General features: G+C 56.9%; 20 protein-coding genes. 3 read left to right on the top strand and 17 right to left on the bottom strand.

Going from position 1 to position 23,483, the window contains the following annotated elements:
• Window positions 1–727: 727 nt before the first annotated feature.
• The 17 genes from ATI02_RS25790 to mtnA form a co-directional block, all read right to left on the bottom strand.
• Window positions 728–1,753, bottom strand: a complete 1,026-nt coding sequence (locus tag ATI02_RS25790; RefSeq protein ID WP_100847740.1) for an MraY family glycosyltransferase — start codon at window positions 1,751–1,753, stop codon at window positions 728–730.
• Window positions 1,750–2,712, bottom strand: coding sequence for a UDP-glucose 4-epimerase family protein (locus tag ATI02_RS25785; protein WP_100847739.1), 963 nt, complete (start codon window positions 2,710–2,712; stop codon window positions 1,750–1,752). Before ATI02_RS25785 ends, ATI02_RS25790 begins: the two co-directional genes overlap by 4 nt.
• Entirely contained in the window at window positions 2,709–3,632 is a 924-nt protein-coding gene (locus ATI02_RS25780) for a glycosyltransferase (protein ID WP_100847738.1), read from the bottom strand. Before ATI02_RS25780 ends, ATI02_RS25785 begins: the two co-directional genes overlap by 4 nt.
• A gap of 49 nt (window positions 3,633–3,681) precedes the next feature.
• Window positions 3,682–4,578: a glucose-1-phosphate thymidylyltransferase RfbA gene (rfbA, locus tag ATI02_RS25775; RefSeq protein WP_100847737.1), complete on the bottom strand. Its 897-nt coding sequence runs from the start codon at window positions 4,576–4,578 to the stop codon at window positions 3,682–3,684.
• The gene (rfbD, locus tag ATI02_RS25770; protein WP_100847736.1) at window positions 4,575–5,471 is read right to left on the bottom strand and encodes a dTDP-4-dehydrorhamnose reductase; all 897 of its coding nucleotides are present in this window, start codon (window positions 5,469–5,471) and stop codon (window positions 4,575–4,577) included. The genes rfbA and rfbD overlap by 4 nt, the downstream gene beginning before the upstream one ends.
• Complete coding sequence (rfbB, locus tag ATI02_RS25765; protein ID WP_192886601.1) at window positions 5,468–6,544, bottom strand: dTDP-glucose 4,6-dehydratase; 1,077 nt, start codon at window positions 6,542–6,544, stop codon at window positions 5,468–5,470. The genes rfbD and rfbB overlap by 4 nt, the downstream gene beginning before the upstream one ends.
• 226 nt (window positions 6,545–6,770) lie before the next feature.
• The gene (locus tag ATI02_RS25760) at window positions 6,771–7,010 is read right to left on the bottom strand and encodes a lipopolysaccharide assembly protein LapA domain-containing protein (protein WP_100847734.1); all 240 of its coding nucleotides are present in this window, start codon (window positions 7,008–7,010) and stop codon (window positions 6,771–6,773) included.
• Window positions 7,011–7,040: 30 nt separating this feature from the next.
• On the bottom strand, window positions 7,041–7,337 hold the full coding sequence (gene ihfB / locus ATI02_RS25755; protein WP_003189779.1) for an integration host factor subunit beta: 297 nt from the start codon (window positions 7,335–7,337) through the stop codon (window positions 7,041–7,043).
• Between the two features lie 150 nt (window positions 7,338–7,487).
• Complete coding sequence (locus ATI02_RS25750; protein ID WP_100847733.1) at window positions 7,488–7,766, bottom strand: hypothetical protein; 279 nt, start codon at window positions 7,764–7,766, stop codon at window positions 7,488–7,490.
• 211 nt (window positions 7,767–7,977) lie between these two features.
• On the bottom strand, window positions 7,978–9,663 hold the full coding sequence (rpsA, locus tag ATI02_RS25745; RefSeq protein WP_100847732.1) for a 30S ribosomal protein S1: 1,686 nt from the start codon (window positions 9,661–9,663) through the stop codon (window positions 7,978–7,980).
• A gap of 119 nt (window positions 9,664–9,782) precedes the next feature.
• Window positions 9,783–10,472, bottom strand: a complete 690-nt coding sequence (cmk, locus tag ATI02_RS25740; protein WP_100847731.1) for a (d)CMP kinase — start codon at window positions 10,470–10,472, stop codon at window positions 9,783–9,785.
• Window positions 10,469–12,676 (bottom strand): bifunctional prephenate dehydrogenase/3-phosphoshikimate 1-carboxyvinyltransferase, encoded by a 2,208-nt coding sequence (locus ATI02_RS25735; protein ID WP_238156303.1) that lies wholly within the window; start codon window positions 12,674–12,676, stop codon window positions 10,469–10,471. Before ATI02_RS25735 ends, cmk begins: the two co-directional genes overlap by 4 nt.
• A gap of 28 nt (window positions 12,677–12,704) precedes the next feature.
• Entirely contained in the window at window positions 12,705–13,817 is a 1,113-nt protein-coding gene (gene hisC / locus ATI02_RS25730) for a histidinol-phosphate transaminase (RefSeq protein ID WP_100847729.1), read from the bottom strand.
• Between the two features lie 13 nt (window positions 13,818–13,830).
• Window positions 13,831–14,925, bottom strand: a complete 1,095-nt coding sequence (gene pheA, locus ATI02_RS25725) for a prephenate dehydratase (protein WP_007908404.1) — start codon at window positions 14,923–14,925, stop codon at window positions 13,831–13,833.
• Complete coding sequence (serC, locus tag ATI02_RS25720; RefSeq protein ID WP_100848499.1) at window positions 14,925–16,010, bottom strand: 3-phosphoserine/phosphohydroxythreonine transaminase; 1,086 nt, start codon at window positions 16,008–16,010, stop codon at window positions 14,925–14,927. The genes pheA and serC overlap by 1 nt, the downstream gene beginning before the upstream one ends.
• Before the next feature lie 231 nt (window positions 16,011–16,241).
• Window positions 16,242–19,031, bottom strand: a complete 2,790-nt coding sequence (gyrA, locus tag ATI02_RS25715) for a DNA gyrase subunit A (protein WP_100847728.1) — start codon at window positions 19,029–19,031, stop codon at window positions 16,242–16,244.
• Window positions 19,032–19,454: 423 nt separating this feature from the next.
• Window positions 19,455–20,531: an S-methyl-5-thioribose-1-phosphate isomerase gene (mtnA, locus tag ATI02_RS25710; RefSeq protein WP_095189230.1), complete on the bottom strand. Its 1,077-nt coding sequence runs from the start codon at window positions 20,529–20,531 to the stop codon at window positions 19,455–19,457.
• 108 nt (window positions 20,532–20,639) lie between these two features.
• Between mtnA and ATI02_RS25705 the strand changes: the two genes are divergently transcribed.
• From ATI02_RS25705 to mupP, 3 genes are read left to right on the top strand one after another with little or no spacing between them, the layout of a single operon-like run.
• Window positions 20,640–21,974 (top strand): TRZ/ATZ family hydrolase, encoded by a 1,335-nt coding sequence (locus ATI02_RS25705; RefSeq protein ID WP_100847727.1) that lies wholly within the window; start codon window positions 20,640–20,642, stop codon window positions 21,972–21,974.
• Between the two features lie 57 nt (window positions 21,975–22,031).
• A complete protein-coding gene (gene ubiG, locus ATI02_RS25700; RefSeq protein WP_095189232.1) occupies window positions 22,032–22,730 on the top strand; it encodes a bifunctional 2-polyprenyl-6-hydroxyphenol methylase/3-demethylubiquinol 3-O-methyltransferase UbiG in 699 nt (232 codons plus the stop codon).
• Window positions 22,731–22,734: 4 nt separating this feature from the next.
• Window positions 22,735–23,406, top strand: coding sequence for an N-acetylmuramic acid 6-phosphate phosphatase MupP (gene mupP / locus ATI02_RS25695; protein ID WP_095189233.1), 672 nt, complete (start codon window positions 22,735–22,737; stop codon window positions 23,404–23,406).
• The last annotated feature ends 77 nt before the right edge of the window (window positions 23,407–23,483 follow it).

Here is a 23,483-nt window from a genome sequence, read left to right as displayed (position 1 = left end):
CGATTGAATTGGGAGCGCCTGACTGCACTAGCCATGTCGCTCATTTTCTATCCGCGCAAGTGACCTATGCATCCTTATCCCATAACGGGGCTTTTACCTTAACGAGTCAGAGGGGACCCAGCCGAGCCGTATCAACCCGCCCTCATCGCCTTGGCAGCAACCCGTCGTAACATCTCGGCAATTGCAAAGAACGCCAATATCAACGCACAGAATTAGGTGTAAACCAGCAGAAGGAGCAATGAGTACGTGAGGTAATACAAAGGCTATCGCGGCCCCTCCCAGGCTGGACCCAGCACTCTGTTCCACTTGAGACAAACCAGGATCCCCGTAGCTGCAATCAGAACGACCAGATAAATCCATGGAAAAAAATAACACCTGTTTGAGACGCAAGCCACGCTGAGAATTTGTTACCGTGAACTCAAGCCATAAGGGTTATCGACTGTTGTGGGGTCGCAACAACTGCCGTAGTCGTTTCTCCCCAACGGAGCAGCACCGAAAAATTTTCCAGCCGATGAACCAAATAAGCGCCTGGATATTCAGAGACAGCGTCAATCCAACGCTGATTCAACTCAGACAACTTATCCGCATCAGTAGTAAGCAGGCTTCCCGATGCGCCATAAAATAGTGCATTGTTTCCGCGAGACCAGTAGAAAAGCTTTAACTTACCCTGCGTATCACCAACACGCCAAAACCCAAACAGGAAAGGTAATACAACCAGAGCATTTGCTCAAGAATCAGCCTTTTCCTCCAACGCTCCCGCATTAAACAAACAGGCTATAAAGACAAGCGGAGTATACGCAATTAACACTCCGAGCATTCCACTCAGCAATCCCAGCCCAACAAACATCGAAATTGGCACCAGCCAGACAACATTAATGGCGACAACCCCAAGCGTCACGACTCGATGACTCTTGAAACGACGGGATGCGTACTGATAAGCGTGACTGCGATGCGCCTGAGAAACTTTGTCGCCACGCATCAAACGTCGCAGCAACGTCCAGGTAGCATCAACAATGAAAACCCCGAGCAAAATCAACCAACTCCAAAGCAATTCCGGCGCTGTCCAAGCCGCATGGAGCGCTAAACCACCGAGGATGAAGCCTAGAAATCCACTGCCCGCATCTCCCATAAAGATGCGCGCGGGAGGAAAATTCCAGCATAGAAACCCAGCCACCGCTCCAGCTAAAACGAACGGAACCCATATCAGGTTGGCGTAACCACCCAGCCAATACAACGCACATGCCCCCAGACATACGCATATGGCCTCAGCGCTGGCCAAGCCATCAATCCCGTCCATGAAATTGTAGAGGTTCAGCATCCAGACAAGGTAAATCAGCGCGAGCACATTGCCGAACCAACCCAAGTCAATCGCCGTACCAAAAAATGAAATGGATGCGAGACCATTAAGCCAGTACAGCGCCCAGCCAGCTGCAATGAAATGCCCCAGCAGCCGCCATCTAGCAGCAATATGACCATGATCATCGGCGAAGCCTATAAGCGCCACCAAAATTCCCGAGCCCAGTAATCCTGTAAGCAAAGGCATACCAAGCAACCCCAAAGCAGCCAACATTGGCAGCGCCCCTGCAAATGCCACCACAATAGCCACCCCGCCTCCGCGAGGCGTAGGCACAGTATGGGAACTACGCTCGTTTGGTATGTCCATTAAACTCTTGGCCAAGGCATAACGACGCAAGACATAGGTCAGCAACCACGAACTTGCGAGCACAGCAGATAGTAACAGCCAAAAAGTCATTTCGTTAACTTATCCAGATAATAGTCGGCGGTTTTGCGTAAAGCTTTATCCACACTTACCGAGGGACGCCAATTTAAAACATCACATGTTTTGCTAATATCAACCTGCAACGAACTACACAAACGTTGAACAACTGCTTTTTTACCCAGGAGTGAAGCACTTAAACTCAACACAAAATCAGGTATCGGCAGCAACCATGCTTTCGTGCCTAAGGCTCGCGCCATACGCCGAAGCAACAAAGTTGTAGATAGATCCTCACCATCACTAACCAGAAATATATTATTTGCTGCCGCAGGATGATCGATACAGGTCACGATTAGATCAACAAGATTATCAAGCGCCACCAGACTGCGTTGATTATTAATAGTCCCCAACGGCAAAGGTATGTTTCTATGAAGCCAACTCATCATGCTTAAAAAATTGGCCTTCACCCCCGGGCCATACACAAGTGGTGGTCTGATAATAACAACTTCCATTCCCGTGCTCAGGCCAATCTGCTTCAAAGCATCTTCAGCTTCTTGTTTCGAGACTCCGTACGGATCTACTGGTGCTGGAGGATCGTCAGCCTTAAAAGAACTCCATGGTGCGGTGCTTTCGCCATTAACCTTGATTGAACTGATAAAAATAAATCGTTTTACCCCTGACTCGGCAGCCTTTCGGGCGAGCCTAACGGTTCCGTCCACATTGATTTTGCGAAAATCCGAAAGAGAGTCCATTGAGGTTTCGTTCATCACATGCACTCGAGCCGCAGCATGGATCACTACCTGAACGTCATTCAAGGCCGGCGATGCAGTTGTGTCCGTAAGATCGAATGGGACTACCCGACACAAACCAAGCAATCGTGTAACACCGCGCACGGCGGCAACCGGGGTGAATTTTTTATCGAGTAAAAGCCTGAAGACCAAAGCCTCACCAACGAATCCGCTCGCCCCCGTCACCAAAACTTGTGGGCCTTTCATTTAGTCCTCTTTCCAACAACTGCAGTGGTACAACAGATAAAAAAGAAGAACACCTTATCGCGAAACCGTCGCCGACATATCCAAGCGTTAAAGGAAAGCGTCAATAGCTGCCTGCGCCCTAATTCCAGCCAGGCATCAACAAAAGGTTCTCTGCTCTGGCCCACCAATGAAGCAATCAATCGAACCTGAGTAAACCACCTACCATCATGAATCGTTTTATATCGGGAAATCAAAGGAGCCAATCCAGTATTAGCCCCTACTTGATTACTATCATGTTGGCGATACAGCATGGATGGCACCGGGTCGATGAACCATTTGAATTGTTGACTTCGGGCGAAGGCGTAACAGTACCAGTCGTGCAAACTGACTTCCTGTAATCGCTGCCAATTGGCAAGCACGGAGTCCTTCAGCGAATCCGCCAATTTCTTGCTAAGCACGTAAGTACAACCCGGCCCAGCAGCCTCAAACAAAAAATCCCAGGCAACTTGCGGTTGCGCCTTGTCCAACAAATGTGTTTTACCGTCCGGCCAGAAAGCCGTTACATTACTTGAATACGCATCAAATTCACGCGTCAGCAAAGTCTGGGTAGCCCGCTCGAGTTTGTCTGAGTGCCAAATGTCATCCTGATCCGAGAACGCGATGAAGTCATAACCCTCGAAATCTACATCACGGATGAGACGGAAGAAATTGCGTGCTGCACCACCGAAATTGCCGACAGCCGGAAGCAAAACCACATCGCTGCGTTCAGCAAAGAAGCTAGCGCACCAGGCTTCGGTGCCGTCTGTCGAAGGGTCAACACTTATATAGACGGTAACATCTACCGCTGACTGACTCAGGATCGAGGCAATCTGCTCTTCGATCCACCGCATCCCGTTGTACGCAGCCAGCAGAACTGCTACCTGTGGGTATTTTACTGGCATGCCAATCCTGCTTGCATTGGTTTAACACTTTAAATCGAAAGGAGGACGCTCACAGGTCAGTGGAAACACTAACCAACAACCTCTGCAGGTACTGACCATAGCCAGTCTTCTTGAGACGCTCTGCCTGTGCACCCAATTGCTCCGGGGTGATCCAGCCATTGTTGTAAGCGATCTCTTCCAGGCAAGCAACTTTCAGGCCCTGACGCTGCTCGATAGTGCGCACGAAGTGACTGGCTTCAAGTAAAGACTCATGAGTACCGGTGTCGAGCCAGGCGAAACCGCGACCAAGAATTTCGACGCTCAGAGCATTCTTCTCAAGATAGGCGCGGTTGACATCAGTAATTTCCAACTCGCCGCGCGAGGACGGCTTGATGCTCTTGGCAATCTCAACGACCTTGTTGTCGTAGAAGTAAAGGCCCGTTACCACGTAGTTAGATTTTGGCTTCAGCGGTTTCTCTTCAATGCTCAGTGCACGACCGGCTTTGTCGAACTCAACAACACCGAAGCGCTCCGGATCGGAGACGTGGTAGCCGAATACGGTTGCACCTTGCTCTTGATCGTTGGCAGAACGCAGGTTGTCCGAGAAGTGCTGACCATAGAAAATATTGTCACCAAGGATCAGACAGCAAGGATCATTGCCGATGAATTCTTCACCGATTATGAAGGCTTGCGCCAAACCATCCGGACTAGGCTGTTCGGCGTAGGTAAGCTTGATGCCATACAGGCCTCCATCACCCAGAAGTTTCCGAAAACAAGGCAAATCCTCCGGAGTGGAGATGATCAGGATTTCTCGCATTCCCGCAAGCATCAGCACTGACAGAGGATAAAAGATCATAGGTTTATCATAGATCGGCAGCATCTGCTTGGAAACACCAAGCGTCAAAGGATGTAACCGAGTGCCCGAACCACCAGCGAGGATGATGCCTTTACGGTTTGTAGTGGTCATTTATTGAGAACTTCCATAAGCATTCGAGTTACACCACTTTGCCAATCCGGCAAGTGTAGAGAAAAATTATCGCGCAGCTTCTGCGTATTCAAACGTGAGTTCAACGGGCGGCGCGCTGGTGTTGGATAAGCTTTGGTATCAATCGGATTGATGGCGGTGACAGCGAGCTCTTCACCGTGGGCCTTGGCAAAACCGATCACCAAACTGGCGTAGCCATACCAGGACACTTCACCGGCAGCCGCCAGATGATAGAGCCCCGACAGCGTGGAGGGGCGATGCATTGCCTGCTGGATCGCCAGAGCGGTCACGTCCGCAATCAGGTCCGCACCGGTCGGGACGCCGATCTGGTCGGCTATCACCCCTAGCGATTCGCGCTCCTTCGCCAGCCGCAACATGGTCTTGGCAAAGTTGTTGCCGCGAGCACCGTAGACCCAGCTGGTTCGGAAGATCAGATGCTTGCAACCCGAGGCGGCAATTGCCTGCTCTCCAGCCAGCTTGCTGGCGCCGTAGTGGTTCACGGGAGCAACTGCGTCGGTTTCTATCCAAGGCGTCGAGCCTTCGCCGCTGAACACGTAGTCGGTCGAATAGTGGATCAGCCAGGCATCCAGGGATGCCGCTTCCTCCGCCATGACCCGACTGGCCTCACCGTTCACACGATCGGCCAGTTCTTTATCTGACTCCGCTTTATCGACAGCAGTATAGGCGGCGGCGTTGACGATGACGTCGGGAGATACCCGCCGGATCGTCGCGCGCAATGCATCAAGGTCGGATAGATCACCACTCAAACCATCGACCGAATGCCGGTCAAGCGCGACCAACTCTCCAAGCGGTGCGAGGGAGCGCTGCAGCTCCCAGCCGACCTGGCCATTTTTTCCCAGCAGGAGAATCTTCATGCCTTGTCCGAACGAGCGCTGTAATTCTGATCAATCCACTGCTGATAGCTGCCGCTCTTCACATGAGCAACCCATTCAGTATTGGTGAGATACCATTCGACCGTCTTGCGGATGCCGGTTTCAAATGTCTCTTTCGGTGTCCAGCCCAATTCACGTTGAATCTTGCCCGCATCAATGGCGTAGCGCTGATCGTGCCCCGGGCGATCCTGCACATGGGTGATCAAACTTGCGTGAGGGCAGTGACCGGAATCCGGTCGCAATTCATCAAGCAGTGCACACAGGGTGTGGATGACTTCGATGTTTTGTTTTTCGTTATGACCACCGATGTTGTAAGTCTCGCCGATCACGCCTTCGGTCACGACTTTGTACAATGCACGGGCATGATCTTCGACATAGAGCCAATCGCGAACCTGATTGCCCTTGCCGTAGACCGGCAATGCCTTGCCTTCCAGCGCATTGAGAATGATCAGCGGGATCAATTTCTCAGGAAAATGGCAAGGTCCGTAGTTATTCGAGCAGTTAGTAACCAGTGTCGGGAGGCCATAAGTGCGGGCCCAGGCACGAACCAGGTGATCGGAGCTGGCCTTGCTAGCCGAGTATGGCGAGCTTGGCTGGTAAGGCGTGGTTTCGGTGAACAGATCTTCAGGACCTTCCAGATCCCCATAAACTTCGTCGGTCGAAATATGATGGAAACGGAAGTTTGCTTTACGCGCATCATCCAGCGCCGCCCAATAATGGCGCGCGGCTTCCAACAATGTGTACGTCCCTATGATATTGGTCTGGATGAACTCGGACGGACCCGAGATCGATCGATCAACGTGGGACTCTGCGGCCAGATGCATGATCGCATCCGGTTGGTGTTCACGCAGAACACGATCGATCTGATCACGATCGCAAATGTCAACGCGCTCAAACACATAACGCGAGTCCTGACTGACTTGCGCCAACGATTCCAGATTACCGGCATAAGTCAGCTTATCGACGTTGACGACAGAATCGCTGGTATTGGAGATGATGTGACGGATGACTGCCGAGCCGATAAACCCGGCGCCGCCGGTAACTAGGATTTTCACGCGAAACCATACCCTTGAGCTGCGGACGGCGCGATCAACGAGCACCGTCTAATCCATGAATGCAGAAGCCATCAAATCCGAGGCTTCCGTCAGAGTCAGTCTGAATCGAACGCGCAATCAAGGCACTGTCGAACAAGGGCTACATTTTACAGCTTAACGAACGTTTTACTAATGGATAAAGACAGGCAAAGACGCAATTTCGACAGATGCCCTACACCTGTCGTTTTCAGACAAGACGTTTGCGCCCTGCTCTGGACGAGCGCCCCAGAAACCAGCCAAGTATCGGCCCAATCAACATGCCGATGAGCAATGCCAAAACCACTAACAGCGAGACCGGCAATTGAGGCCCGGACAAACCGAGAAACAATAAAGATACCGACTGCTGATTCTCGAGAACAAACGCCAGAATCACCAACACCAGCAAAAGAATAAAAACACCAAGAAGTATGCGCTTGAGGTTACGCATGGGTTACTCCCTGTGTAAAGATAACGACTGTCAAACCCCCTCCTCCTCTTCCTCGTTCACGCGATCACGCAATTCCTTTCCCGGCTTGAAATGCGGAACAAACTTGCCGTCAAGGCTAACCGATTGCCCGGTCTTCGGATTACGCCCGACGCGCGGCGCACGATAGTGCAAAGAAAAACTGCCAAAGCCACGGATCTCAATGCGATCACCCGTAGCCAGACACTGGGACATTTGTTCAAGCATGGTCTTGATGGCCAGCTCCACATCTTTGGATGAGAGCAGCCCTTGATGGGTGACAATTCGTTCGATCAACTCCGACTTCGTCATATTTTTCCCTTCTTTTTCAAGCAGCTAGATCAGCGCTTGAAAGGTTTTAGCACGCCCGGAAGATTTTGAACAGCCCAGGGATTGACATATCTTCCACGGGATCGCTACGCCCATTTTCAGGGCATCCCGCCAAGCCGGGAGACCGCAGATCTAGCGGCACATCACCAGCATGGTGCGAGTCACGAACCCCGCGGGATTAAAGCCAAAAGGATAATCGTCGTCATCCTTGGCATCGTCAGATCGAGTAATCACCTTATAGCCCGCCCCCTTGCACTCCTTCGCCGCACGCTTTTGACATTTTTCCCAGCCAGACCCCAGCCCAGAGCAGTCAACCTCTATACCGCTGACACCACGGACCGCATGCGTCTTGGCACTCGTAGTACAGCCCGCCAAAACCAATACCGCTATGAAGACAATAAACTTGTTCATCCACTTCCTTATGCCAGGCTACGCCCGACCACTACACGCTTAAGACCAAGCTTAGTCGCGAATAGGCGATTGATCCGATTAGAGAAACAGACAATCAGGCTTACGGAATGGTTTCAAAAGCAGCACCGGTTCGCACAAAAGGCAAAACCCATCAAATCGCAGGCACAAAAAAGGGCGACCGAAGTCGCCCTTTTTCATGATCAAGCAGAACTTAGTTCTGTTTGGCCATTGCCTGGCGCAGCAGTGCCGCCATGGTGGTGTCGCCGGTAGCAGCTTCCGGAGTCTCTTTCAGGCTCTGGATAGCTTCTTTCTCTTCAGCATCGTCTTTCGACTTGATGGAGAGCTGGATCACGCGGCTCTTGCGATCAACGCTGATGATCTTGGCTTCTACTTCCTGGCCTTCTTTCAGAACGTTGCGCGCGTCTTCAACGCGGTCACGGCTGATTTCGGAGGCTTTCAGAGTCGCTTCGATATCGTCGGCCAGAACGATGATGGCGCCTTTGGCGTCAACTTCTTTCACGGTGCCAGTAACGATTGCGCCTTTGTCGTTAACCGAGACGTACTCGGAGAACGGGTCGCTTTCCAGCTGCTTGATACCCAGGGAGATACGCTCGCGCTCTGGGTCAACCGACAGGATAACGGTGTCCAGCTCGTCGCCCTTCTTGAAACGACGAACAGCTTCTTCGCCAACTTCGTTCCAGGAGATGTCGGACAGGTGAACCAGACCGTCGATGCCGCCGTCCAGACCAATGAAGATACCGAAATCGGTGATCGACTTGATGGTGCCGGAGATTTTATCGCCCTTGTTGAACTGGCCAGAGAAATCTTCCCATGGGTTAGATTTGCACTGCTTGATGCCCAGGGAGATACGACGACGCTCTTCGTCGATGTCCAGAACCATAACTTCCACTTCGTCGCCGACTTGTACGACTTTCGAAGGGTGGATGTTTTTGTTGGTCCAGTCCATTTCCGAAACGTGTACCAGGCCTTCAACGCCTTCTTCCAGCTCAGCGAAGCAGCCGTAGTCGGTCAGGTTGGTTACACGTGCGGTAACGCGAGTGCTTTCTGGGTAACGGGCTTTGATAGCAACCCATGGATCTTCGCCCAGTTGCTTCAGGCCCAGGGAAACACGGTTGCGTTCGCGATCGTATTTCAGAACCTTAACGTCGATTTCGTCACCAACGTTGACGATCTCGGAAGGATGCTTGATGCGCTTCCAGGCCATGTCGGTGATGTGCAGCAGGCCGTCCACGCCACCCAGATCGACGAATGCGCCGTAATCGGTGAGGTTTTTGACGATACCTTTGACTTGCTGGCCTTCCTGCAGGGATTCCAGCAGAGCTTCACGCTCGGCGGAGTTCTCGGCTTCCAGGACGCTGCGACGGGAAACGACAACGTTGTTGCGCTTCTGGTCCAGCTTGATGACCTTGAATTCCAGCTCTTTGCCTTCCAGGTGCGTGGTGTCGCGCACTGGACGGACGTCAACCAGGGAACCTGGCAGGAACGCACGGATGCCGTTAACGTCGACAGTGAAGCCGCCTTTAACCTTACCGTTGATAACGCCCTTGACCACTTCCTCGGCTGCGAAGGCAGCTTCCAGAACGATCCAGCACTCAGCGCGCTTGGCTTTTTCACGGGACAGCTTGGTTTCACCGAAACCGTCTTCAACCGAGTCCAGAGCAACGTGAACTTCGTCACCGACATTGATAGTCAGATCGCCAGCGTCGTTGTAGAACTGCTCAAGCGGGATGAGTGCTTCAGACTTCAGGCCAGCGTGAACGGTTACCCAGCGAGCCTGGTAATCGATATCAACGATAACACCGGTGATGATGGAGCCTGCCTGAAGGTTCAGGGTTTTTAGGCTTTCTTCAAAGAGTTCCGCAAAGCTTTCGCTCATTTTAATTCCTGTAAATGAGGGCGAAGGATACGCCCATCTCCACACCCCAGACGGTGTGGGTTAGTTTCATATAGAAGAAGCGCCGCAGGACTATGACTGGTCCCCTGCCGCCTTCTTGGTCACCCGGCGATATCGCGAATGGCGATCTCGCTCATGATGCGTTCAAGCACCTGATCGATGGACAACTCCGTGGAATCCAGCTGTATGGCGTCAGCCGCCGGTTTAAGCGGGGCTACCGCTCGCTGGGTGTCACGCTCGTCGCGTGCACGGATCTCATCTAGCAGACTCGACAGACTAACACCCTCGACTTTGCCCTTCAACTGCAAATATCGACGGCGCGCCCGCTCCTCGGCACTGGCGGTCAGGAAAATCTTCAGCGGCGCACTCGGAAAAACCACCGTGCCCATGTCGCGGCCATCGGCGACAAGGCCCGGCGCTTCCTGAAAAGCACGCTGGCGCTGCAGCAGCGCCTCGCGCACGGCCGGCAATGCAGCCACTTGAGAAGCGCCGGAACCGACGCTTTCAGTGCGGATGACATCGCTGACTTCGTCACCTTCCAGGATGATTCGCTGCAATTGACCGTCGGTCGCCGCGATGAACTGAACATCCAGATGAGCGGCAAGTTGCTTGAGCAACTCTTCATTGGTCAGGTCGACGCCATGATTGTGCGCAGCGAAAGCCAGCAAGCGATAAAGCGCACCGGAATCCAGCAGATTCCAGCCCAGACGTTTGGCCAGAATCCCGGCCACAGTGCCTTTGCCCGAGCCGCTTGGCCCATCAATGGTGATGACCGGTGCAATGTTTTTCACGACTGAGCCTCTTGTGCCACACGAATACCAACCTGCCCGCACAGCGCGAGGAAGTTCGGGAACGACGTCGCGACGTTGGCGCAATCATGGATGCGGATCGGTGCAGTGGCACGCAAGGACGCCACACTGAACGCCATGGCAATACGGTGATCGCCGTGACCATGCACTTCGCCGCCGCCAATCTGGCCGCCGTCGATGATGATGCCGTCCGGGGTCGGCTCGCACTTGACGCCCAGCGCCAGCAAACCGTCCGCCATGACCTGGATACGGTCCGATTCCTTGACTCGCAACTCTTCGGCACCGGTCAGCACAGTGCGCCCTTCGGCACAGGCGGCGGCTACGAACAGCACCGGGAATTCGTCGATCGCCAGCGGAACCAGCTCTTCCGGGATTTCGATACCTTTGAGTTTAGCTGCCCGCACGCGCAGGTCTGCTACAGGTTCGCCGCCGACTTCACGCTGGTTTTCCAGAGTAATGTCAGCGCCCATCAGACGCAGGATGTCGATCACACCCGTACGGGTCGGGTTGATGCCAACGTGCTCCAGCACCAGCTCCGAACCTTCAGCGATTGAAGCAGCAACCAGGAAGAACGCCGACGACGAGATGTCGCCTGGCACTTCGATATGGGTCGCCGTCAGCTTGCCACCGGATTCGACCGACGCCGTGGCGCCATTGACGCTCACAGGGTAGCCAAAACCGCGCAGCATGCGCTCGGTGTGGTCACGGGTTGGCGCAGGCTCGGTAACAGTGGTCTTGCCTTCAGCGTACAAACCGGCAAGCAGCAAGCAGGATTTCACCTGAGCACTGGCCATCGGCATGGTGTAGGTCAGGCCCTTGAGCTTGTGCCCGCCACGAATGGTCATCGGCGGACGGCCTTCGGCGGCGGTTTCGATCACGGCGCCCATTTCGCGCAGCGGATTGGCCACGCGATTCATCGGACGCTTGGACAGCGAAGCATCGCCGGTCAGGGTGCTGTCGAAGTTCTGCGCGGCCAGCAGGCCGGACAGCAGACGCATCGACGTACCGGAGTTGCCCAGATAGATCGGGCCCGGCGCAGGCTTCAGACCATGCAGGCCGACACCATGGATAGTCACGCGGCCATGGTGCGGGCCTTCGATGACCACGCCCATGTCACGGAATGCCTGCAAGGTCGCCAGAGCATCTTCGCCCTCAAGGAAACCTTCGACTTCGGTGACGCCTTCGGCCAGCGAGCCGAGCATGATCGAACGGTGGGAAATCGATTTGTCACCCGGTACGCGAATCCGACCGGACAGGCGGCCACCAGGTTGAGCCAGGAAGATCAGATCGTTGGAATTCATAGCGTCCACATAGGCCCTGCGGGCCAGGATTTTACTGAAATGCTCGCGGGCAACCCGGGCGCGAGTGAAAACGCCCAACAATTGGTGCCCATCCCCTGCATCGACCGCGTCGCGCAAGGCGTCGAGGTCGCTGCGAAATGTATCGAGTGTGCGCAAAACAGCCTCGCGGTTGGCGAGGAAGATGTCGTGCCACATCACCGGGTCGCTTCCGGCGATTCTTGTGAAATCGCGGAAACCACCGGCAGCGTAACGGAAGATCTCAAGGTTTTCATTGCGCTTGGCCAACGAGTCGACCAGACCGAAGGCCAGCAAGTGCGGCAGATGACTGGTTGCAGCCAGCACTTCATCGTGACGCTCGACCTGCATGTGCTCGACGTCGGCACCCAGTTCGCGCCATAGACGATCGACCACGGCAAGCGCCATTGGATCAGTTTGCTCAAGCGGCGTGAGAATGACTTTGTGGCGACGGAACAGCTCGGCATTGGAGGCTTCCACCCCACTCTGCTCGGAACCGGCAATCGGATGGCCCGGCACGAAGCGCGCCGGCATACCGCCGAACGCCTCGGTCGCAGCGCGCACCACATTGCCTTTGGCGCTGCCGACATCCGTCACAATCGCTTGCCCCAGATCGAGACTCGCCAACCGCGCGAGCACTTTCTCCATGGCCAGAATCGGCACCGCCAGTTGAATCACGTCAGCACCCTGACAGGCCACTGCCAGGTCTTCCTCACAGCGATCCACCACGCCCAACTCGACCGCCAGCTTGCGCGACTGCGGGTCGAGATCAACGCCGACCACTTCACGGCACACGCCGCTTTCACGCAAGCCTTTGGCAAACGAACCACCGATCAACCCCAGACCGACCACCACCAGGCGACCGATCATAGGTGCAGCAGATTGCAGTGCAGTGACATCACCCACGAGCCAGAACCTTGCGCAGCGCTTCAAGGAAGCGGCTGTTTTCCGCCGGCAGACCAATGGTCACCCGCAGGTGATTCGGCATGCCGTAGTTGGCCACTGGACGCACGATCACGCCTTCGCGCAGCAAGCCCTGAAACACTGGAGCCGCCACCCGACCAAGGTCAACACAAGTAAAGTTGCCTTTGGACTCGATCCAGCCAAGACCCAGCTCACGGAAGCCTGCTTGCAATTGCTGCATGCCGGATTCGTTCAGTTGACGGCTTTGCGCCAGATACTCGTCATCCTTCAATGCTGCACAAGCCGCAGCCAACGCCAGGCTGTTGACGTTGAACGGCTGGCGAACACGGTTCAGCACGTCAGCCACTACCGGGGTAGACAGACCATAGCCGACGCGCAAAGCTGCCAGACCATAGGCCTTGGAGAAGGTGCGCGAGACCAGCAGATTCGGGTACGCCGCAAGGAAGTCCAGACCGTCCGGCAGATCACTGCCTTCGGCATACTCGATGTACGCCTCATCCAGCACCACCAGCACATGCCCTGGAACATCCTGCAGGAATTCGTCCAGCGCCTCGGCACCGAACCAGGTTCCGGTCGGGTTGTTCGGGTTGGCGATGAACACCACGCGGGTGTTGGCGTCGATGGCGGCGAGCATCGCATGCAGGTCATGCCCCCAATCCTTGGCCGGCACCACTTTGGCTTGCGCACCGACCGCCTGAGTGGCGATCGGATACACCGCGAACGCGTGCTCGCTGAATACTGCATTCAAGCCCGGCGCCAGATAGGCCCGCGCCACCAGTTCGAGAATGTCGTTGGAGCCATTGCCCAGGGTGACCTGGTTCAGCTCAACGCGGCACTGCTCGGCCAGCAAGGATTTCAGCGCAAAGCCATTGCCGTCCGGATAACGCGTCAGCTCGGCCAGCTCTTCGCGGATCGCCGCCAAGGCTTTCGGGCTGGCGCCCAGCGGGTTTTCGTTACTCGCCAGTTTGACGATTTTCGCCGGATCCAGACCCAGCTCGCGCGCCAGTTCGTCCACAGGCTTGCCCGGAACGTACGGCGAAAGTTGTTGCACGCCCGGCTGTGCCAGAGCGAGGAAATTGCCACTCATTGACTACCGCCCCTTACAGAACCGCTTTCGGGTAGGAACCCAGCACTTTGAGTGCCACTGCTTCCTGACTGATCTTTTCCAGCACACCTTTGATCAACGGATCACGGTGGTGGCCGACAAAGTCGATGAAGAACACGTAGGTCCATTTGCCGCTACGCGACGGGCGGGTCTCGATGCGAGTCAGGTCGATGCCATTGTCATGGAACGGCACCAGCAGCTCGTGGAGCGCGCCGGGTTTGTTGCTCATCGACACGATGATCGAAGTCTTGTCGTCACCGGTTGGTGGCACTTCCTGGTTACCGATCATCAGGAAGCGCGTGGAGTTATCCGGGCGATCCTCGATTTTCTCGGCCAGACGGGTCAGGCCATACAGCCCGGCCGCCATGTCGCCGGCAATCGCCGCCGAGTTCCACTCACCTTTGACCCGCTTGGCCGCTTCGGCGTTGCTCGACACCGCCACGCGCTCGACATTCGGGTAATGCGCGTCCAGCCACTTGCGGCACTGGGCCAGCGACTGCGCGTGGGAATAGATGCGGCTGATGCTGTCGGTCTTGGTGTTTTCACCGACCAACAGGTGATGGTGGATGCGCAACTCGACTTCGCCACAGATCACCATGTCGTGCTCGAGGAAGCTATCCAGCGTGTGATTGACTGCGCCTTCGGTGGAGTTTTCCACTGGCACCACGCCAAAATTCACCGCACCGGCGGCCACTTCACGGAACACTTCGTCGATCGCCGCCATCGGCTTGCTGATCACTGCGTGACCGAAGTGCTTCATGGCCGCCGCCTGGGTGAAAGTGCCTTCAGGCCCGAGGTAGGCCACTTTCAACGGCTGCTCCAGCGCCAGGCACGAAGACATGATTTCGCGGAACAACCGCGCCATCTCTTCGTTGCCCAGCGGCCCCTGGTTACGCTCCATCACACGCTTGAGCACCTGAGCTTCACGCTCGGGACGATAGAACACCGGCACTTCGCCTTCGGCCAGCGAGGCCATCTTTACTCGCGCGACTTCCTGGGCGCAACGCGCACGCTCACTGATCAGCTCCATGACTTTGGTGTCCAGAGCGTCAATGCGAACGCGCAGTGCCTTGAGTTCTTGCTCGGACATCAGCCGTGTTCCTTCTCGAATTCAGCCATGTAGGCCACCAGCGCATTGACTGCAGTGATGTCGACGGCATTGTAGATGGAGGCGCGCATACCGCCCACCGAGCGGTGACCCTTGAGATTGAGCAGACCGCGCTCTTCGGCACCGGCCAGGAACGGCTTGTCCAGACGGTCATCGGCCAGACGGAACGGCACGTTCATCCACGAGCGATCCGACTTGTTGATCGGGTTGCTGTAGAGACCACTGGCGTCAATGAAGTCGTACAGCGTGCGCTGTTTGACGTCGTTGAGTTTGGCGATCGCTTCGACGCCGCCCTGCTCTTTCAGCCACTGGAACACCAGGCCGGACAAGTACCAGGCCAGGGTCGGCGGGGTGTTGTACATCGAGCCGTTGTCGGCTGCGACCTTGTAGTCGAGCATGGTCGGGCACAGCGAGCGCGCCTTGCCGAGCAAGTCTTCGCGGATGATGTTGACGACGATGCCGCTCGGACCAATGTTCTTCTGCGCACCGGCGTAGATCATGCCGAAACGCGAGACATCAACCGGACGCGAAAGGATGTCCGAGGACATGTCGGCCACCAGCGGCACGTCGCCGGTTTGCGGAATCCACTGGAATTCCAGACCGCCGATGGTTTCGTTCGGCGCGTAGTGAACGTAAGCGGCGTCTTTCGACAGGCTCCACTCGTTCTGGCCCGGGATGGCGAAATAATCGTAAGGCTTGGCGGTTGCGGCGACGTTGACGTGGCCGTAGCGCGACGCTTCTTCAATGGCTTTCTGCGACCAGATACCGGTGTCGATATAGTCGGCAGAGCCGCCTTCAGGCAGCAGGTTCAGCGGGATCTGTGCAAACTGCTGGCTCGCGCCGCCCTGCAGAAACAGCACCTTATAGTTCGAAGGGATATTCAGCAGGTCACGCAGATCCTGCTCGGCCTGGGTCGCGATGGACACGAACTCATCACTGCGATGGCTCATTTCCATGACCGACAGGCCCTTGCCGTGCCAATCAAGGAGTTCACCCTGGGCGCGCTGCAGGACAGCTTCAGGAAGCGCCGCAGGACCGGCGCAGAAGTTATAGGCTCGCTTGCTCACATCCAATCTCGCTCTGATTTGGTGGTATCACGCAATAAATCACACTACCGATCAACACGGCCCTGTGGGAGCGAGCCTGCTCGCGAATGCATCACCGCGGTGCGTCAGAGGTACCGCAGCGCCTGCATTCGCGAGCAGGCTCGCTCCCACAGGGGATCTCCATGATGTCGAAATTTCATACCGGACAAATAACAAGGGGGCGAATTCTCATCCGCCCCCTCGCTTGTCCGCTTATTCCTGCGGTTCTTCGTCAGCTGCGGCGTCGAGTTGCTGATCTTCGGCAACGTCGTCAATCACGACTTCCGCGCCGGACACCAGCCCCTCTTCACCTTCGAGCTCTTCGCCCTCGACTTCCGACGGCTCCTGAACCCGCTCCAGACCGACCAGCGTTTCATCAGTGGCCAGTTTGATCAGGGTCACACCCTGGGTGTTACGACCCAGACTGGACACTTCATCAACACGGGTCCGCACCAGCGTGCCCTGGTCGGAAATCAGCATGACTTCCTCGCCTTCCTGCACCTGGATCGCACCGACCAGCTTGCCGTTGCGCTCCTTGGTGACCATCGCAATTACACCCTGCCCACCGCGACCGCGGCGAGGGAACTTGCTCAGGGCGGTGCGCTTGCCGAAACCACGCTCGGAAGCGGTCAGGATCTGCGCGCCCGACTCAGGAATCAGCATCGAGATCAGCTTCTGATCCTTGAGGATCCGCATGCCGCGAATGCCGCGAGCGCCACGACCCATTTCACGCACGGCAGCTTCAGCGAAACGAATCACCTTGCCAGCGTCGGAGAACAGCATGATTTCTTTCGCGCCATCAGTGATGGCAGCCGCAATCAACGTGTCGCCTTCCTTCAGCTTCAAGGCGATCAGGCCATTGGAACGCGGACGGGCGAAGCGTGCCAGCGGGGTCTTCTTGACGGTACCGGAAGCCGTCGCCATGAAGATGTACTCACCGGTCCGCGCAGCTATCAATTCGGGCGTATCGCCGTCGATTTCTTCCAGCTCGACAGCTTCTTCACCTTCAACCACTTCGCCGTCCATGATTTCATCGCTGGCATCGTCTTCATCTTCGTCGCCAGCGCGTTTTTGCAGCGCCTCGAGATCCACCGGCAGCATCGCGGTGATGGTCTCGTCTTTGTCCAGCGGTAACAGGTTGACCAGTGGACGACCACGTGCAGCACGCGAAGCTTCAGGAATCTCGTAAGTCTTCAGCCAGTACACCTTGCCTTTACTGGAGAACAACAGCAGCGTGGTGTGGCTGTTGGCAACCAGCAGGTGAGTGATGTAGTCCTCATCCTTGACGCCGGTCGCCGATTTGCCTTTGCCGCCCCGGCGCTGAGCCTGGTACGCAGCCAATGGCTGGGTCTTGGCATAGCCACCGTTGGAGATGGTCACGACGCGCTCTTCTTCCGGGATCATGTCGCCCAGCGTCAGATCGAGACGTGCATCGAGAATCTCGGTGCGGCGCTGATCGCCGTATTCGGCGCGGATCACTTCCAGCTCTTCGCGGATCACTTCCATCAGGCGCACGGCACTGTTGAGGATGCGGATCAGTTCGCCGATCTGGTTGAGGATCTCTTGATACTCGGCCAGCAGCTTCTCGTGCTCCAGACCGGTCAGACGGTGCAGACGCAGCTCCAGAATGGCTTGCGCCTGCTCTGGCGACAGGAAGTACTTGCCTTCGCGCAGACCGTATTGCGGATCAAGGTTTTCCGGACGGCACGAATCAGCACCGGCACGTTCAACCATCGCCACCACCGCAGAGGATTCCCAAGGCGTGCTGATCAGCGCTTCCTTGGCTTCCGACGGAGTTGGCGAAGCCTTGATCAGGGCGATCACCGGGTCGATGTTCGACAGGGCAACAGCCTGGCCTTCGAGAATGTGCCCACGCTCACGCGCTTTGCGCAATTCGAACACGGTGCGGCGGGTGACCACTTCGCGACGGTGACGGACGAAGGCTTCCAGCAGATCCTTGAGATTCAGGATCCGCGGACGGCCGTCGATCAGCGCAACGATGTTGATGCCGAATACCGATTGCAGCTGGGTCTGGGCGTAGAGGTTGTTGAGGATCACCTCAGGCACTTCGCCGCGACGCAGCTCGATCACCACGCGCATACCATCCTTGTCGGACTCGTCACGCAGCTCGGTAATGCCTTCGAGTTTCTTCTCTTTTACCAGCTCGGCGATCTTCTCGATCAGACGCGCCTTGTTCAACTGGTAAGGGAGTTCGGTGATAACGATCTGCTGACGGCCACCGACCTTGTCGATGTCCTCAACGATCGAACGCGCACGCATGTAAATGCGCCCGCGACCGGTGCGGTAGGCTTCGATGATGCCGGCGCGACCGTTGATGATCGCGGCGGTCGGGAAGTCCGGGCCGGGGATGTATTGCATCAGTTCGTCGACAGTCAGCTCGGGATTGTCGATGAGCGCCAGGCAACCGTCGATGACTTCACCGAGGTTGTGCGGCGGGATGTTGGTCGCCATGCCCACGGCGATACCGCTGGAACCGTTGACCAGCAGGTTGGGAATACGGGTCGGCATGACCGCCGGGATCATTTCGGTGCCGTCGTAGTTCGGCACCCAGTCCACGGTTTCTTTATGCAGGTCAGCCAGCAGTTCGTGCGCCAGCTTGGTCATGCGCACTTCGGTGTATCGCATGGCCGCGGCGTTGTCGCCGTCCACCGAACCGAAGTTGCCCTGACCGTCGACCAGCAGATAACGCAGCGAGAATGGCTGCGCCATGCGGACGATGGTGTCGTAAACCGCGGTATCACCGTGCGGGTGATACTTACCGATCACGTCACCGACAACACGGGCAGATTTCTTGTACGGCTTGTTGAAGTCGTTGCCCAGCTCGCTCATCGCGAACAGCACTCGACGGTGCACGGGCTTCAAGCCATCGCGCGCATCCGGCAGTGCACGGCCGACGATCACGCTCATCGCGTAATCGAGGTAGGACTGTTTCAGCTCGTCTTCGATATTGACCGGGAGGATTTCTTTGGCCAGTTCGCCCATGAGAAGCCTGATTCCTTTTTCTGGTGAAACCTCGTCATATCCATAGGGATCACGAAGCTCGTCAATGCAGGCTGAGTGCCATGCGCCGACTTACGACAAATCAACAAGTTGAACCCTGGATTTGCGCAGTGAAGACAACCCCGTGGGACTGCCTCGGAAAACGCCGGATGCTACCACAATCGCCGCCACGCACCTATCCCCCACAAGCGCATGGAGCATAGTTAGTTGACCGATAATCGTCTTAAAGGGGGACGAGAGAAGCTTAGAGCTTCTTCGAATGCAGAATTCGGGCTTGGTTTTGCGATGTTTATTGACATTAACGCCCTCATCGCTGGCAAGCCAGCTCCCACAGGAACAATGCCGAGCACAAACCTGTGGGAGCTGACTTGCCAGCGATGGCGACCTGTCAGACACAACAGTGCGTTAGTGCAGGCGCTTGCGGCACATCAACTGGGCCATTTTCGCGGTATCCGGACGCTCGACGATGCCTTTTTCGGTGACGATGGCATCGATCAAGTCAGCAGGGGTTACGTCAAACACCGGGTTGAACGCTTCAACATCAGCGCCGACACGCTTGCCACCGACTTCCAGCAACTCGGCGCCATCACGCTCCTCGATCGGAATGTCGTCACCGCTGGCCAAGTGCATGTCAATGGTCGAACTCGGCGCCACGACCATGAAACGCACACCGTGGTGCATGGCATTGACCGCCAGTTGATAGGTGCCGATCTTGTTGGCCACGTCACCATTGGCGGTGATGCGGTCAGCGCCGACGATCACCCAGGTCACGCCTTTGGTTTTCATGATGTGCGCGGCAGCAGAGTCGGCATTCAGCGTTACCGGGATGCCTTCGTTAGCCAGCTCCCACGCGGTCAGGCGCGAACCCTGTAGCCACGGACGGGTTTCGTCAGCATAAACGCGCTCGACCATGCCTTCGAGAAAAGCCGCGCGAATAACCCCCAGCGCCGTACCGAAACCACCGGTCGCCAGCGCCCCGGTATTGCAGTGGGTGAGAATCGCCTGCGCATTGCCCTGATGCTTGCGGATCAGATCGACACCGAGCTGTGCCATGGTCAGGTTGGCTTCGCGATCGCTTTCATGAATCGCGATGGCTTCGGCTTCCAGTGCCACCAGCGGATCGGCATTGTCCTTCAAGCGATCCAGCCGATCGTGCATGCGATTCAACGCCCAGAACAGGTTGACCGCGGTCGGACGGGAATCAGCCAACAGAGCGAAGTCCTCTTCCAGCGCCGCGTACCAGTCGCCTCCTTCGGCAATTCGCGCGCGAGCCGCGAGCACGATGCCATAGGCCGCGCTGATGCCGATGGCCGGCGCGCCACGCACCACCATCGAGCGAATCGCCTCAGCCACGCCGGCGGCGCTGGTGTAGGCGATCCAGGTTTCCTCGAACGGCAAAATACGCTGATCCAGCAGGTGGAGCGCGCCATCTCGCCAATCGATGGCCTTTACTTTCTCCGCAGCCAACAGTCGATCGCGCATCCCTCACCCCGCACTCATGAACAAAAGCCACCGATTATAGCGATCCCCCCGCGAAGACGCTCGGGTATACTTCGCCCTCCTTTACAAAAGCACTGGAACCGACCCTCGATGCCGAAACCTGCCATTGCGCTCGACTTATTATTGCTGCCGACCTGGCTGGTACCCGTCGAACCTGCAGGCGTTGTGCTCAAGGAGCATGGCCTGGGCATCCGCGACGGTCGCATCGTGTTTATCGGCCCGCGCGCCGAAGCATTGAAGTGTAACGCCACGCAAGTGCGCGAATTGCCGGATGTGCTGCTCGCTCCGGGCCTGATCAATGCACACGGCCACGCAGCGATGACGCTGTTCCGTGGCCTGGCCGATGATCTGCCACTGATGACCTGGCTGGAAAACCACATCTGGCCGGCCGAAGCCAAATGGGTCGATGAAGCGTTTGTCCGCGACGGCACCGATCTGGCCATCGCCGAGCAGATCAAGGGTGGCATCACGTGCTTCTCGGACATGTACTTCTTCCCGAAAGTCGCCAGCGAGCGTGTGCACAACAGCGGCATCCGCGCGCAGATCGCCATTCCGATCCTCGATTTCCCGATCCCTGGCGCCAGCAGTGCCGACGAGGCCATTCGTCAGGGCGTCGAGCTGTTCGGTGATCTGAAGCATCACGAGCGGATCAAGATTACTTTCGGCCCTCATGCACCCTACACCGTCGGCGACGAGAACCTCGAGAAAATCCGTGTCATCGCCGAGGAACTGGACGCATCGATCCACATGCACGTCCACGAAACCGCTTTCGAAGTCCAGCAAGCCGTAGAGCAGCGCGGCGAACGTCCGCTCGCCCGCCTTGGCCGCCTCGGCCTGCTCGGCCCGCGCTTCCAGGCCGTGCACATGACCCAGATCAGCGATGACGACCTGGCGTTGCTGGTAGAAAGCAACACCAACGTCATCCATTGCCCGGAATCGAACCTGAAACTCGCCAGCGGCTTCTGCCCCGTCGAGCGCCTGTGGCAGGCTGGCGTGAATGTCGCGGTCGGCACTGACGGCGCGGCCAGCAACAATGATCTGGATCTGCTCGGCGAAACCCGCACTGCCGCCTTACTGGCCAAAGCCGTCGCCGGTTCCGCCACCGCGCTCGATGCCCATCGCGCCCTGCGCATGGCCACACTGAACGGCGCACGGGCCTTGGGGATCGAATCCGAAACGGGTTCGCTGGAAATCGGCAAAGCCGCCGACATCGTCGCGTTCGACCTGTCCGGCCTGGCGCAGCAACCGGTGTATGACCCGGTTTCACAGCTTATATATGCCACCGGCCGCGATTGCGTGAAACACCTGTGGGCCGCCGGCAAACAATTGCTCGATGACCGGCGCCTGACCCGCATGGATGAAGAACAGCTTGGCGCTGTTGCCCGAGCCTGGGGCCAGCGCATCAGCGGCCATACCGAATCGTAAACACCCGGGCCACACTCCGGGGCTACAACCTTTTTCAAGTTTTTCGAGGAATTGAACATGAGCAACGTCGACCACGCCGAAATCGCCAAATTCGAAGCCCTGGCCCATCGCTGGTGGGACCGCGAAAGCGAATTCAAACCGCTGCACGACATCAACCCGCTGCGGGTCAACTGGATTGACGAACGCGTCAATCTGGCTGGCAAGAAAGTCCTCGACGTCGGTTGCGGTGGCGGCATCCTCAGCGAAGCCATGGCCCAGCGCGGCGCCACAGTGATGGGCATCGACATGGGCGAAGCGCCCCTGGCGGTCGCGCAACTGCATCAACTGGAATCCGGCGTCAGCGTCGAGTACCGCCAGATCACCGCCGAAGAGCTGGCCGAAGAAATGCCCGAGCAGTTCGATGTGGTGACCTGCCTGGAAATGCTCGAGCACGTGCCAGATCCATCGTCGGTCATCCGCGCCTGCTTCCGCATGGTCAAGCCGGGCGGCCAGGTGTTCTTCTCGACCATCAACCGCAACCCGAAGGCCTACCTGTTCGCCATCATCGGCGCTGAATACATCATGAAGCTGCTGCCGCGCGGCACACATGACTTCAAGAAATTCATCCGCCCGTCCGAGTTGGGTGCCTGGAGCCGCATGGCCGGCCTGACCGTCAAGGACATCATTGGCCTGACCTACAACCCGCTGACCAAGCACTACAAACTGGCCAGTGACGTTAACGTCAACTACATGATCCAGACCCTGCGCGAGGAGTAAGCCGATGGCTATCAGAGCAGTTCTTTTCGACATGGACGGCACCCTGCTCGACACCGCGCCGGACTTCATCGCCATCTGCCAGGCGATGCGCGCGGATCGTGGTTTGCCTGCGATGAACGACAAGCACATCCGCGACGAGATTTCCGGCGGCGCCAAAGCGATGGTCGCGGTGACGTTTTCGATGGACCCGGAGTCGCCGGGCTTCGAGGAGTTGCGCCTGGAGTTCCTCGAACGCTACCTCGTCGGCTGCGCGGTGCACAGCAAGCTGTTCGACGGCATGGGCGAACTGCTGGCCGACATTGAAAAGGCCAACCTGATCTGGGGCGTGGTGACCAACAAACCGTTGCGCTTCGCCGAGCCGATCATGCAACAGCTGGGGCTGGCCGAGCGCTCGGCACTGTTGATCTGCCCGGATCATGTAAAGAACAGCAAGCCGGATCCGGAACCCTTGATCCTCGCGTGCAAAATGCTTGATCTGGATCCGTCGACGGTTCTGTTTGTGGGCGATGATCTGCGTGACATCGAGTCGGGGCGTGATGCCGGGACCAAAACGGCCGCAGTGACCTACGGCTACATTCACCCGGACGACAACCCGCGGCATTGGGGAGCGGACGTAGTGGTGGATCATCCGCTGGAGTTGCGCAAGGTTTTGGACAGCGCGCTCTGCAGTTGCTGATCAAAGTCAAAAGATCGCAGCCTATGGCAGCTCCTACACTGATTGTGATTTTCTGTAGGCGCTACCGAAGGTTCGGG

It is taken from the genome of Pseudomonas baetica, from assembly GCF_002813455.1.
Taxonomy (GTDB): Bacteria; Pseudomonadota; Gammaproteobacteria; order Pseudomonadales; family Pseudomonadaceae; genus Aquipseudomonas; species Aquipseudomonas baetica.
The sequence above is the reverse complement of the archived record's forward strand: the minus strand, read 5'-3'. Positions and strand labels throughout refer to the sequence as shown.